Annotated in this window: 13 protein-coding genes; 2 read left to right on the forward strand and 11 right to left on the reverse strand. The window is 64.1% G+C overall.

The annotated features are described in order from the left end of the window. Nucleotides 1-3 precede the first annotated feature (3 nt). Both IVB54_RS22965 and glsA read left to right on the forward strand, forming a co-directional pair. Entirely contained in the window at nucleotides 4-2,079 is a 2,076-nt protein-coding gene (locus IVB54_RS22965) for a TRAP transporter permease (protein WP_018459233.1), read from the forward strand. A 22-nt stretch (nucleotides 2,080-2,101) separates the two neighbouring features. Next, nucleotides 2,102-3,949 carry a glutaminase A gene (gene glsA / locus IVB54_RS22970; RefSeq protein ID WP_247338096.1) on the forward strand — a complete coding sequence of 616 codons (1,848 nt, stop codon included), beginning with the start codon at nucleotides 2,102-2,104 and terminating at the stop codon, nucleotides 3,947-3,949. A 5-nt stretch (nucleotides 3,950-3,954) separates the two neighbouring features. Here glsA and IVB54_RS22975 read toward each other — a convergent pair whose 3' ends face one another. The 11 genes from IVB54_RS22975 to IVB54_RS23025 form a co-directional block, all read right to left on the reverse strand. Beyond that, nucleotides 3,955-4,257: a nucleoside triphosphate pyrophosphohydrolase family protein gene (locus IVB54_RS22975; RefSeq protein ID WP_026233761.1), complete on the reverse strand. Its 303-nt coding sequence runs from the start codon at nucleotides 4,255-4,257 to the stop codon at nucleotides 3,955-3,957. 26 nt (nucleotides 4,258-4,283) lie between these two features. Then, nucleotides 4,284-4,811, reverse strand: a complete 528-nt coding sequence (locus IVB54_RS22980) for a carboxymuconolactone decarboxylase family protein (protein WP_085352807.1) — start codon at nucleotides 4,809-4,811, stop codon at nucleotides 4,284-4,286. A 604-nt stretch (nucleotides 4,812-5,415) separates the two neighbouring features. Then, nucleotides 5,416-5,775, reverse strand: a complete 360-nt coding sequence (locus IVB54_RS22985) for an OB-fold domain-containing protein (RefSeq protein WP_018459237.1) — start codon at nucleotides 5,773-5,775, stop codon at nucleotides 5,416-5,418. Then, nucleotides 5,772-6,908: a thiolase family protein gene (locus IVB54_RS22990; RefSeq protein ID WP_247776457.1), complete on the reverse strand. Its 1,137-nt coding sequence runs from the start codon at nucleotides 6,906-6,908 to the stop codon at nucleotides 5,772-5,774. The genes IVB54_RS22985 and IVB54_RS22990 overlap by 4 nt, the downstream gene beginning before the upstream one ends. Further along, complete coding sequence (locus tag IVB54_RS22995; protein ID WP_018459239.1) at nucleotides 6,905-8,128, reverse strand: CoA transferase; 1,224 nt, start codon at nucleotides 8,126-8,128, stop codon at nucleotides 6,905-6,907. The genes IVB54_RS22990 and IVB54_RS22995 overlap by 4 nt, the downstream gene beginning before the upstream one ends. Before the next feature lie 121 nt (nucleotides 8,129-8,249). Then, entirely contained in the window at nucleotides 8,250-8,456 is a 207-nt protein-coding gene (locus tag IVB54_RS23000; RefSeq protein ID WP_018459240.1) for a hypothetical protein, read from the reverse strand. Nucleotides 8,457-8,574: 118 nt separating this feature from the next. Further along, on the reverse strand, nucleotides 8,575-9,744 hold the full coding sequence (locus tag IVB54_RS23005) for an acetyl-CoA acetyltransferase (RefSeq protein WP_007609038.1): 1,170 nt from the start codon (nucleotides 9,742-9,744) through the stop codon (nucleotides 8,575-8,577). Between the two features lie 59 nt (nucleotides 9,745-9,803). Then, nucleotides 9,804-10,454 carry a bifunctional 4-hydroxy-2-oxoglutarate aldolase/2-dehydro-3-deoxy-phosphogluconate aldolase gene (gene eda / locus IVB54_RS23010; RefSeq protein ID WP_018459241.1) on the reverse strand — a complete coding sequence of 217 codons (651 nt, stop codon included), beginning with the start codon at nucleotides 10,452-10,454 and terminating at the stop codon, nucleotides 9,804-9,806. 13 nt (nucleotides 10,455-10,467) lie between these two features. After that, nucleotides 10,468-11,448, reverse strand: a complete 981-nt coding sequence (locus tag IVB54_RS23015) for a sugar kinase (RefSeq protein WP_018459242.1) — start codon at nucleotides 11,446-11,448, stop codon at nucleotides 10,468-10,470. Nucleotides 11,449-11,471: 23 nt separating this feature from the next. Then, complete coding sequence (denD, locus tag IVB54_RS23020; RefSeq protein WP_018459243.1) at nucleotides 11,472-12,458, reverse strand: D-erythronate dehydrogenase; 987 nt, start codon at nucleotides 12,456-12,458, stop codon at nucleotides 11,472-11,474. A gap of 79 nt (nucleotides 12,459-12,537) precedes the next feature. Next, entirely contained in the window at nucleotides 12,538-13,413 is an 876-nt protein-coding gene (locus IVB54_RS23025; RefSeq protein WP_007592322.1) for a carbohydrate ABC transporter permease, read from the reverse strand. Between the last annotated feature and the right edge of the window lie 2 nt (nucleotides 13,414-13,415).

Genomic DNA, 13,415 nt, shown 5'->3' on the forward strand with positions numbered 1-13,415 from the left:
ATCATGTCGTCTGCTTCAGTCTCCACCCCCTCCCAGGACGAGGCCAAGCGGATCGTGTTCGACGATCCGCATGGCGCCGCCGCCAACATGCAGGAAGCGGAAGTTACGCGCGTGCGAAGCTTGCGTGGCGCGTGGCGCTGGCTGCTCGTCCTCGCGACCGCCGCGACCATCCTGCTCTGCATCAACCAGCAATTCTCGCTGCGCTTCTTCGTCGGCTACACCCAGCTCAACACGGAATACTTCTACCTCCTGATCGCCCTGATGCTGCCGTTCACGTTCCTGATCTTCCCGGGGACCCCGCGCGCGCCGCTCGACCGCATTCCCTGGTATGACCTTCTCTGCTTCGTCGTGACCTTTGCCGCCGCGCTGCTGTTGATGTCGAACGTCCGCAAGGCCGCCGAGGCCGGCTGGGAATTCGGCGGCGCGCCGAACAGCGTGATCGCAGCCGGTCTCGTGATGTGGGTGATGTTGATGGAGGCGCTGCGCCGCACCGGCGGCTGGAGCCTGCTACTGAGCGTGCTTCCCTTCACCGTCTATCCGCTGTTCGCGGAATCCAGCTGGCTCGGGCCGTTCCGCGGCACGCAGTCGACGCTGGAGCAGGCGACCGCCTATCACGTGCTGTCGGGCGAGAGCCTGCTCGGCATTCCCATCCAGGCGTTTGCCGACACCGTGATCGGCTTCCTGGTGTTCGGCACCGCGTTGATGATGACCGGCGCCGGAAAGTTCTTCATCAATCTCGCCTTCGCGCTGTGTGGCACGTTCCGCGGCGGCGCGGCCAAGGTGTGCATCTTCGCCAGCGGCCTGCTCGGCATGATGTCAGGCTCGATCATCTCCAACGTGCTGACCGCCGGCACCATGACCATTCCGGTGATGAAGAAGAGCGGCTTTCGCGCCTCCTATGCGGGCGCGATCGAGGCTTGTGCCTCGACCGGCGCGGTGCTGGCGCCGCCGGTGATGGGCGCGACCGCCTTCGTAATCGCGCAGTTCCTCAATGTCAGCTACGCCGATGTCGCGATCGCGGCCATCATTCCCGCCGCGCTCTATTATATCGGCCTGTTCATGCAGGTCGATTCCTACGCCGCACGACACGGGCTGAAGGGCATTCCGCGCGCGGAGCTGCCGCGGGTCATGGATACAATCAAGGATGGCTGGTACTACGTCTTCGTCATCGCCCTCCTGATCGTGATGCTGCTCTACTTCAAGCGCGAGAGCCATGCGCCATTCTACGCCACCGCATTGCTTCTTGTGCTCAACCAGCTGTTCTCGAAGGACACGCGCTGGACTGTCGCGACCATCGGCAAATTCCTCGAGGTCAACGGCCGCACCTTCGTCGAGCTTGTCGGCATCCTCGCCGGGTGCGGCCTGCTGATCGGCGCCTTCTCGATGACCGGCGTGGTGTCGAGCCTCGCCAACGACCTGCTGCATATCGCCGGCGACAATCCGTTCCTGCTGCTCGGCATGTGCGCCCTGACTAGCCTGATTCTCGGGCTCGGCCTGACCACGACGGCCTGCTACATCTTCCTCGCCATCCTGGTCGCACCCGCGCTGGAGAAGCTCGGGCTGAACAAAATGGCCGTGCACATGTTCATTTTCTACTGGGGCATGCTGTCGTCGATCACCCCGCCGGTCGCGATTGCATCATTCGCAGCGGCAGGTATTGCCGGCTCGCCGGCGATGAAGACGGGCTGGGAATCGATGTGGGTCGGCAGCATCATCTATTTCATCCCGTTCTTCTTCGTGCTCAATCCCGCGCTGGTGCTGCAGGGGCCGAGCCCCTATCTGGCCGGTCTCGGCTTGATGGCGCTCGCGGCGTTCGGCACGCTGTTCATCTGCGGCGGCATCCAGGGCTACCAGCCCTTCGTCGGCGATCTCCGCGGCGCCGGTGCGCTGGAGTGGCCCATCCGCGTGCTGCTGGTGATCGGCGGTTTCGTGGTGGCCACCCCCGGCGGCGGCATCATGCCGCTGTCGCAGATGCAGGTGACGCTGCTCGGCCTCGCCATCCTGATCCCCACGATTTTGCTCGCCCTGCTGCTGGTCCGGCGGCAGACCGTGGTGCCGGACGGGTTGCGCGTGCCCTGATTGCGTTGCACAAAGAGAGGCAATGAAACCGCTTTCGCCTCTCGCTACCGCCTGGACGCGCTCGAAGCCGCCTTTGCTGCGGTTTCTGGACAATTGCCTCAACGAATTCTCGGCAGAGACCTCGGGCGCGGTCGCCGACTACATTCCCGAGCTCGGCAAGGCCGATCCTGCCTGTTTCGGCATCAGCCTCGCGACCCTGGACGGTCATGTCTACGAGGTCGGCGACTCCAGGGCGCCCTTCACCATCCAGTCGATGTCAAAGCCGTTCGTGTTCGCGCTGGCGCTGGACCTGCTCGGCGCAAACAGGGTGGAGAGCGCAATCGGCGTCGAGCCCTCCGGCGATCCTTTCAACTCGATCCGGCTCAACTCGGAGAATCATCCATTCAACCCGATGGTCAATGCCGGCGCGATCGCCTGCACCGGGCTGATCCACGACAGCAAGGGTCCGGATGCCTTCGAGCAAATTCGCCTCGCGCTTAGTCGTTTTGCCGGCCGCGATCTCGCCGTCGACGAGGCCGTCTACGCTTCCGAAAGCCAGACCGGCGACCGCAACCGTGCCATCGGCTATCTCCTCAAGACCAATGCGGTGATCTCGGACAATGTCGCGGCCGTACTCGACGTCTATTTCCGGCAATGCGCGGTGCTGGTCACCGCGCGCGACATCGCTGTGATGGCGGCAACGCTCGCCAACCGTGGCGTCAACCCGGTTACCGGCGAGCAGGTGCTGACGCCTTACGCGATCTCGCGCACGCTGTCGGTGATGACGTCGTCGGGCATGTACGACTATGCCGGCGAATGGATCTACCGGATCGGCATCCCCGCCAAGAGTGGCGTCGGCGGCGGAATTCTCGCCGCACTCCCCGCCCGCCTCGGGCTCGGCAGCTATTCGCCAAGGCTCGACAAGCACGGCAACAGCGTGCGCGGCATCAAGGTCTGCGAGGCGCTGTCCTCGCATTACGATCTGCATATGCTCAACCGCAGCGACGACGCACGCAACGCCGTCATCGCCGATTACGACATCGGCAAGAGCCCGTCGCGGCGCGTGCGCCGCCCGCAGGAGCGCGATATTCTCGCAGCCCTCGAGCAGGAGGTGCGGATCATCGAGCTGGTCGGCACGCTGTCGCTGTCGGCGGTCGACTATGTCTCACGCCGGCTTGCGGGCCGGCCGCGGCCGCAATTCGTGATTTTCGATCTCCACCGCGTCACCTCCACCACACGCGCCGGGGCGCGGCTGGTGGCTGAAGCGTTCGAGGAGCTGGCGGCGCTGAATGTGACCGTCGTCCTGTCAGGCGTCAGGCGCGCCTCCAAAGAATGGGACAGCCTGCGGGAGTGGACCGCGGAGCTGAAGAACGTCCGCGACTTCTATGTGCTCGACACCGCGATCGAATGGGCCGAAGACCAGATCGTCTACCGCTATGGCGGCTCGATCGATTTTCACGAGACCACCGAGCTTTCCGAGCAGCCTCTGCTCGCAGGCCTCAGCGCGGAAGAGCTGACCGACCTCGCCTCAATCTGCACGATCCGGATCTATCAGTCTGGCGCGAAAATCCTCACCACTGGCGCCGCAGCCGATTCCCTGTTCTTCCTGCGCAGCGGCGCGGTGCATGTCACCCTGCCCGACGGAGTGCGGCTCGCAACACTCACCGCCGGCATGGCGTTCGGCGAGATGGCCCTGATCGAGACCACCCGCTCCGCGGACGTGTTCGCGGATATGGCTGCGACCGCGTTCGAGGCGCCTCTGAAAGCGTTCGAGCGCTTCCGCAAGCAGCACCCGCACGCCAGCGAACGCATCATGCGCAATCTTGCGCAGCTTCTGGCCGAGCGCCTGATCGTCGCCAACGCCAAAGTGGATATCTTGACCTCCACCTGAGCGGCCTAGCGGCTCGCCGCCTCGCTGATCCGCCGCTTGATCTTGGCGGCACTGGTCTTGAGCAGCTCCGATGGCTGCTGGCCGGTCGCCACGCAGAGGCAGGCCCAGTAATAGATGACATCGCCGAGCTCTTCGACGAGGCCCGCCTGGTCGAGCCAGTCATCGCGGAGCAGCTTCTTGATATGGTCGGCGACTTCGCCGGACTCGCCGGCGAGGCCGAGCCCGAGATAGGACAGCCGTTCGTTCGACGGACGCTCATCGACTTTCGCAATCGTTGCAGCCCAGGCGGCATATTCATCGATCGTCATGAGCATCCCTCACAGCAATTGCTCGATCAGCCGACCACTTCGGTGACCGGCTGAAGGTCGATCTCGAAGGTCTCCAGAAACTTTGACGTCATGATGTAGAATCCGACCGAGAGCTGCAGTTCAACCAGTGCGGCCGGCGTCAGCTTCGATGAGATCGCCTTGAAGGTCGCATCCGTCGGCTTGTTCAGCTTGACGATCTCGTCGGTGAAGGCGAGCGCGGCGCGCTGCACTTCATTGAAACAGTTCGCGGCCTGCCAGTTCTCGAGCGCCTCGTTCTGCTCGTCGGTGACGCCGACATTCTTGCCGATGCGCTTGTGCGCGACGATCTCATACGGCGCCTCGCACAAAATGCCGGTGCGGGTGATCGCGAGTTCGCGCACGATCGGATCGAGCTCGCCCTTGTGGCGGATGGCGCCGCCGAGCCGGCAGTACTGCTCGAAATAGCTCGGCGAATGCGACATCATCCGGAAGATGTTGGCATTGCGGTTCTTGTCGAGGATCTCGCGGGTGCGGTCGGATGCCTTGGACGGGTCGCTGTAGTTGATGCGGGCCATGATTTTCCTGAAGTTTTCCCTAAGCCTTTGATGCTTTTTGTCGTTAGCGGCGAAATTTCCACGAAACTGTATTCTTGCGCGTCCGCAGGAGCAACAACATCGAGTCAAAATGCCGCCGCATTGCTGAACGACCTTGGCACAGTCGATATTCGCCGCGTGGGGACTTGATCGCGGCGGATACTCGCAAGGGGTGTTCCGAGTAAAAACAATTGGCCGTTGGGCGCTAACCGCGCATCGATGAGTCACGCCCAAGTCTAGGGAGAAAATGGAATGAAGGAAGCCACCAAGGGGGCGGCCTCGGAAGCGTTCGCGCATATGCTAGCGGTGATGGCGATGCTCGTCATCGCCAGCATCCTGTTCTACGGGCGCTAGTTAAGAGTCGGGTGAGAGCTTTCGTCATTCCGGGGTGGCCCTCGCACAGGCCAGGCCCAGAATTCCCGTTCCAGGCTCGGTCTCTCAGGACCGCCCCCGAATGACGGATCCCACCGCTCGCGTTGCCGCAATAGCCCGGATGGGGCGCGCAATCCGGGAAAGTCTATCGGTGAGGCGAAAACCCGGATTTCGGTCCGCTCCATCCGGGCCACATTGGAGCATCTAAATTTCACTATCTGTCTTTGGCGAAGAACGGCACCAGCTTGCCGGCGAACAGTTTGAAGCTCGCACTGACCTCATCGCCGATGGCGAGATCATTCTCACCATGCGCCATCATGCGAAAACCCTCGGCGCAATCGACCAGCAGGATGTTGTAGGGCACGTACGCGCGCGTCTCGGGCGTGGCGGCGCGGCAGACCAGCGACGTCGCGTAGACCCTGCCCTTGCCGCTGGCGCACTGCTCGCGCGGATCGGACGCGCCGCAGGCCGCGCAGAAGGCGCGACGAATATACTGCACATGGCCGCATGCGGTGCAGGTCTGATAAATGACGGCCTGTTCGCCCTTGGTCCAGTCGGCTAGACGCTCGCTCATCGCACCCGCTCCAGGAACATGCTGACGTGAGACGACAGCACGCCGCCGTCGCCGTGCAGCAGCGCGATCGAGGCGTCGCGCACCTGACGATTCGCCGCCCGCCCCGTCATCTGCAGATGCGTTTCCACCAGATGCGCCATGGCGCCACCAACGCCGCAATGACCGTAGCTGAGCAGGCCGCCATGGGTGTTCAGCGGCATCGCTCCATTGCGGCTGAAATGGCCAGCGCGCACGCGCGCGGCTGCCTCGCCCCGGCCAGCGAGGCCAAGATCTTCCAGCAGCATCGCGAGCGTGATCGTAAAGCTGTCGTAGATCGCCGCGTAGCGCACGTCGGAAATGGCAAGGCCGGTAACCTCCCTGGCGCGAGCGATGGAGATCTCGGCGCCGAGCTCGCTCAGGGCGGGGGCTGCAGTGACGTGCTGATGGGTATGGGCCTGGGCACAGCCGCGAATGCGCACGCGGGCCTCTCCGGTCCGCTCGCGACTGATGACGAAGGCTGCGCCGCCGTCGGACACCGGGCAGCAATCGAGCAGCTTCAGCGGCATCGCCACCGGCTTCGAGGCCATGACGTCTGCGACCTTGATGGGATCCTGGAATTGCGCACCAGGATGAGTGCAGGCGTGGGTGCGCATCAGCACCGCGAATTCGGCGAGGTCTTCTTCCGTCACGCCGTACTCGTGCATGTATCTGTTAGCGACGAGGCCGTAATAGGCCGGGATGGTCGGGCCGAGCGGCAGTTCGTAGTCGGGATGGCCGACCTGCGCCAGCGCTTGGATCGAGGCGTCGCGGCTCTGCCCAGTGAGGCGGTTCTCGCCGGCCACGACGAGCACATTGCGGGCGACGCCCGCTTCGACGAGATGATGGGCGAGCATGGTCATCGCGAGCCCGGTCGCGCCACCGACCTGGACGGCATGGGCGTAACTGGGGCGGATGCCAAAATGCTCGGCAAAAACGGTCGCCAACATGATGTGCGGCGAGACGGTGGAGTAGCCGCAGAGGATGCCGTCGATCTCGGCACGCTTGAGCCCGGCATCGTCGAGCGCAGCCTGCGCGGCCTTGCTCATCAGCTCCAGCGAGGACGAGCCTTCGTGCTTGCCGAAAGGCGTGAGACCGACGCCGGTGATGAAGCTCATGGGCGCACCAGTGCATCGTCATTCCGGGGCGGCGAACGGGTGACGCCATCGCGGACCATGGCGTCGATCTCGTCGGCGGAATAGCCGATCTCGCGCAGGATTTCCGCGCCGTGCTCGTTGAGCTGCGGCGCGAGCCGCACCGGTTCGGCTTCGGTTTCGGACCAGGTGGCCGTCACCCTCATGCTCCGGATCGGCCCTTCAGTTGGATGGTTCACCACTGGGAAAAAGCCGGTCGCCTCCAGATGCTCATCGTGCAGCATCGACGCGAGGTCGTGCATGGGCATCACCGGCACGTCGGCCTTGGTGAGCAGGTCGATCCATTCCGCGGTGCTGCGCGTCTCGAAGATGCGCGCGAGCTCGGCATAGACGACGTCGATATTGGCGGCGCGCCCGGCGAATGTCGCGAACATCGCGTCGGCGCGCAGGTCGTCGCGTCGCGTCGCCTTAAAGAAGTTCTCCCACTGCTTGTCGTTGTAGACGATGACGCTGAGATAACCGTCCGATGTCTTGTAGGGCCGGCGGTCGCGCGAGAGGTGGCGGGCGTAACCGCCCTTGTCGAGCGGGGGCTCATAGGTCAATCCGCCCATGTGGTCGCCCATGACGAAGCCGGCCATGGTCTCGAACATCGGGATGTCGACGCGCTGGCCGCGGCCGGTGCGGTCGCGGTGCACGAGGCTGGCGCAGATCGCGCCCACGGCAGTCAAGCCTACGATGCGATCGACCAGTGCGTTCGGCACATAGCGCGGCACACCGTCACCGGTCTGCGCCATCAAGGCGGGCAGCGCGGTGGCGCCCTGGATCAGATCGTCATAGGCCGGTTTTGCAGCATAGGGCCCGTCCTGGCCGAAGCCGAACACGCCGGCATAGACCAGCCGCGGATTGATTTTGGAAACAACGTCATAGCCGAGTTGAAGCCGCGCCATCGCCTGCGGGCGGACGTTGTAGACGAGAACGTCGGCGTCTTTCAGCAAGCGGAGCACGGCCTCGCGGCCGGCGGGCTTCTTCAGGTCAAGGCAGATCGAGCGCTTGCTACGGTTGGTGTTGAGAAACACCGGGCCCATGCCTGCGTGCCGCATCGGGCCGATCAGGCGGGTGACGTCGCCGTCCAGAGACTCCACCTTGATGACGTCTGCGCCGTAATCGCCGAGCATCTGGGTCGCATAGGGGCCCATCAGCACGGTGGTCATGTCGACGACCTTGATGCCCTTCAGCGGCCCCATCGTTCGCTCCCGATTGCGCGGCCTCAAGTGAGGCCTGCGATCTCGGTCCAGCTAACGGCAGTGGCGGCGCATGCGCAAGAGCCGCCGGCGTATGGCCGCATGCGCCGGCGGCGAAAGGCGGCTATTTCTTCTGACGGGAATCGCGAATCTTGAGGAGGCGGTCGAGCTCATCATTCTGCTGGTTGATGCGGTCAGCGATCCGCGACTCGTTCTGCTCACCCGAGGCGGCCGCGGCCTGCTCGATGAGCTGGCGGATATTGTCCTCGAGAATCGCGATGCGATCGTTGAGTGCGTCCATCGACAGCGAATCTTCGTAGTCATTGCTCATGATGCATCCCCTGCAAATCGATCAAGAGCTTTAAGGGCCCCCAGCGGGCCCACCATGATCTAGCGCAAGATAAGAAGGTGGGCACGGCGCTTCACGCCTTGCCTACCGTGCAGCAGCCTTACTTCAGCGGCTCCAGCACGGAGACGTAGTTGGCAACCGCCGCACCGCCCATGTTGAAAATGCCGCCGAGCTTTGCATTCTTGAGCTGCATGCCCTCGGGCGCTTGGCCGGCGAGCTGCATCGCGGTCATCACGTGCATGGAGACGCCGGTGGCGCCGATCGGATGGCCCTTGGCTTTCAGGCCACCGGACGGATTGACCGGCAGCTTGCCGTCCTTGAGCGTCCAGCCTTCCTTGATGGCACGGGCACCCTGCCCCCGCGGCGTCAAGCCCATCGCTTCGTACTCGATCAGCTCGGCGACGGTGAAGCAGTCATGGGTCTCGACGAAGGAGAGATCGGAAAGTGTAACGCCCGCCTTCTCCAGTGCGCGCTGCCAAGCGACCGTGCAGCCCTCGAACTGGAGGATGTCGCGCTTGGACATCGGCAGGAAATCCTGGGCGTGCGCGGTGGCGCGGAAGCCGATCGACTTGCTCATGCCCTTGGCGGTTTCCGCGTCGGCCAGCACCAGGGCAGCGGCACCGTCCGAGACCAGCGAGCAGTCGGTGCGCTTCAGGGGGCCGGCGACGTAGGGGTTCTTCTCGCTCTCGGCGCGGCAGAAGTCGAAGCCAAAGTCCTTGCGCATCTGGGCGAAGGGATTGGCGACGCCGTTCTTATGGTTCTTGGCCGCGATCAGCGCCAGTGCATCGGACTGGTCGCCGTATTTCTGGAAATAGGAGCTGGCGATCTTGCCGAACACGCCGGCGAAGCCGCCGACAGTGTCGCCGTCCTCGGGAAGATAGGACGCCTTGAGCAGGTTCTTGCCGATCTCCGGGCCCGGCGTGCGCGTCATCTGTTCGACCCCGACAACGAGGACAATCCTGGCCGCGCCGGCCGCGATCGCGCGCACGCCCTGATGGACGGCGGCGGAGCCGGTGGCGCAGGCGTTCTCGACCCGGGTCGCCGGCTTGAAGCGCAGCTTCGGGTCGGCCTGGAGCACCAGCGAGGCGGTAAAATCCTGGGGCGAGAAGCCGGCGTTGAAATGGCCGAGCACGATCTCGTCGACATCGCCGGCCGAAATGCCGGCATCCGCCAGCGCCTCATTGGCGACCTTCACCACAAGGCTTTCCACAGTCTCGGTGTCGAACTTGCCGAACGGCGTATGCGCCCATCCGACGATGCTGGCGGTCATGGTCATTCTCCCTGGCGGTCTCTTGCTGACCTAAGTCTTAGCTCAGGGATGGCAAGACTTCACGCGGGTTTAAGGGCCTCGAGGGTGCGCTGGCAGATGGCAGTTATGCCGGCCCAGTTCCCGGCCCTGATCTCCGCCGTCGGGCACAGCCAGGAACCGCCGACCGCGACCACATTGGGCTCCGCGAGCCAGGTTGCTGCATTGGCCTCGCCGACCCCGCCGGTCGGGCAGAACCGCACGTTCGGGAACGGCCCACCCAGCGAGCGCAGCCCCTTGATGCCGCCGGCCTGCTCGGCCGGGAAAAATTTTGCAATGTCGAAGCCGTAGGACAGCGCCATCATCAGCTCGGAGGCCGTGGCGATACCCGGCGCAAACGGCAAGGAGCTATGGGTGGCGGCCTTCAAGAGGTCCGGGGTCAAGCCCGGGCTGATGCCGAACGCAACGCCGAGCTTCTCGACACGGGTAAAGTCGGCCGGATTGAGAATCGTGCCGATGCCGACCACCGCCTCGGGCACCTCGGCCATCATCGCCCTCGCCGCCTCGATCGCAACAGGGGTACGCATGGTCACCTCCAGCGTGCGGACGCCGCCGGCCACCAGCGCACGCGCCAGCGGCACCGCATCCTGGATACGCTCGATGGTGAGGACGGGAATGACAGTCGCGGCCTTGAACAGCGCGGCGAGGTGGTTCTGTTGGGCAGTCGTGGTCATCTTGGCTTTCGTTTCACTTGGTCGCTTGACGCGTGGTCGCCGGCCGGTGCCGTTTCTTCGGCGGCATGGCATAACCCGGAATGATGGCGCCGGAATAGCAGATGACGAGGCTGGCGAGGCGGTGCCCGGCCTGGGCGGCCTCGACCGGGTCGGAACCGGCGAGCCGTGCCGCGATATAGGCCGCCGCAAAGCTATCGCCGGCCGCGGTGGTGTCGACCACGGGTTTAGTCATGGGCTCCGCGCGGACCTCATAGGGCCCCCCGGGAAAGCGCAGCAGGCTGACCGGCTCGGCGAGCCGGAACACCAGCTCGGAGCTTGGGATGCGCGCCATCAACTGCTCGTGGCTCTCACCGGGATAGAGGGCGAGCAGATCCTCGGTCGAGGTCAGCACGATGTCGGCTGCCGCGAAGGCCGCTGAAAACACCTCGCGCGCGACCTCACGATCCGGCCATCCCCGCGCGCGAAAATTGGTGTCGAACACGAAGCGGGTGCCAAGCAGACGCGCGCGCTTGATCGCCGCGAACAGGCGCTCGCGCCCGGCCGCGTCGTAGATCGAGAGCGTGATCGCAGAGAGATAGACGATGTCGTAGCTCATCAGCGAGTTGAGGAGATCGTCCGTTTCCGGCAGGTTCATCAGCTGGCGCGCCGCCGCACTGTCGCGCCAGTGGAAGAACTGGCGCTCTCCCTTCGCATCCAGCTGGATCATGTAGATGCCGGGCAGCTTGCCCGGCAGCCGCGCGACGCGCCTCGTGCCGACGCCCTCCGCAGTCCAGGCCGCGATCATCTCATCGCTCAGGGCATCGTCGCCAAGCGCGGTGAAATAATCGACCTTGACCTCGAGCCGCGCGAGGTAAACGGCCGTGTTGAGGGTGTCGCCGCCGAATCCACGCGAGTAGAGGCCCCCGCCCTGCCCGCTGGAAGGTCCGGCGGATTGTCCACCCTGGGCCTGCCGGAGCTCGACCATGCATTCGCCGATGCAAGCAACGCTCGCCATCACTTTACCCGCTCAGTCAGAGATCAGGCGACGAAATTGCCGCCGAGCTCGTCTTCGATGTGAATGCGGATGATGTCGTCGAAAGTCTTCTCGGCAGTGGTGAAGCCGAGCTCGAGCGACCGCTTTGCATTGAAGTTGCGCGGCCAGCCGCCGACGATGCCGACGATAAAGGGATCGGGCTCCCGCTTGATGCGGGCGGCGACCTTGTCGCCGGCGACGCGCTTCAGCGCAGCGATCTGCTCGCCAACCGTCGCCGACAGGCCCGGCATGGTCAAATTACGGCGCGGCCCCACCGCGGCGAGGTCCATGGTGCCGGCATGCAGCAGGAAGCCGACGGCGGAGCGCGGCGTGGCATGCCAGTGGCGGACGTCCTCGGACACGGGAAGAACCGCTTCCTTGCCGGCCAGCGGCTCGCGCAGGATGTTGGAGAAGAAGCCCGATGCCGCCTTGTTGGGCAGGCCGGGCCTGATGCAGATGGTCGGCAGGCGGATGCCGATGCCATCGAGGAAGCCGCGGCGGGAATAGTCGGCCAGCAGTAATTCGCCGATCGCCTTCTGCGTACCGTAGCTCAGAAGCGGCGTGTGGAAGAACTCGTCGCCGATCGCATCGGGGAACGGCGCGCCGAACACCGCGATCGAGGACGTGAAGACCACGCGCGGCTTGTAGCCGCCGCCTGCAAGCCTGACGGCATCGAGCAGCATTCGCGTGCCGTCGAGATTGATGCGGTAGCCCTTGTCGAAATCGAGCTCGGCTTCGCCCGAGACGATCGCGGCGAGATGAAAGATCACGTCCGGACGGCCGGCGATCAGCTTTTCGGCCGCACCCGGCACGGCGAAATCGCTCGACACGGTCTCGACGGCAAAACCGGCTCTTTCGGGCGCCTTCGGCTCGACCACGTCATGCATGGTCAGCTTGGTGATGTCGCTCTTGCCGAGCCGGCCGTCGCGCGACAACCGTTCGCACAATTTGCGGCCGACCATGCCGGCGGCGCCCAGAACCAGAATGTGCAAGAGCCTACTCCTTTTTATTGGCCGGAACGCGCCGATTTCGGCAATTCGTCCTGGCGCGCTCTCGAGGCAGGCCCCGCGATCATTCCTTCACGGCGCCGGTCATCGCCGACACATAATACTCCACGAAGAAGGAATAAAGGATAACTACGGGAACCGAGCCGGTCAGAGCCGCCGCCATCAGGGCCCCCCAGTGGTAGACGTCGCCATTGACGAGCTCGGTGATCGCGCCGACCGGGATCGTCTTGTTTTCGGACGAGGAGATGAAGGTCAGCGCGTAAATGAACTCGTTCCAGGACAACGTGAAGGCGAAGATGCCCGCCGAGATCACGCCCGGCAGCGAAAGCGGCAGCGTGATCTTCATCAGAATCTGCAGCCGCGTCGCCCCGTCGATCAGCGCACACTCCTCCAGCTCATAGGGGATGGTGCGGAAATAGCCCATCAGGAGCCAGGTGCAGAACGGGATCAGGAAGGTCGGATAGGTCAGGATCAGCGCCAAATTGCCGTCGAACAGCCCGAGCTGAAACACGATCGCCGCCAGCGGAATGAACAGAATGGAGGGCGGCACCAGATAGCCGAGGAAGATCGCAAGGCCGACATAGCGCGAGCCCTTGTAGCGAAGGCGTTCGATCGCATAGGCGGCGCAGACGCTGGCGAACAGGGAGATGAAGGTCGAGGACACCGAGACGATCACGGTGTTCCACATCCAGAGCGGATAGTCGGTGTCGAAGAACAGCTTCTTGATGTGCTCCAGCGTCGGATGCACGATCCAGAACGGATTGTACTTTTCGTAGTCGTACATCTCCGCGTCCGGCTTGAACGTCGCGACCGCCATCCAGTAGAACGGGAACAGCAGGAAGAAGATGATCAGGCCGAGCGGAAGGTAGACCCGAAAAAACTTCCGCGGGAAGCTCTCGAGATAGTCCATTCCGACGCTTTGGTCGTCTGCCGTGGTCATGG

Source organism: Bradyrhizobium sp. CW1 (assembly GCF_023100665.1).
In the GTDB taxonomy this organism is placed as follows: Bacteria; Pseudomonadota; Alphaproteobacteria; order Rhizobiales; family Xanthobacteraceae; genus Bradyrhizobium; species Bradyrhizobium canariense_D.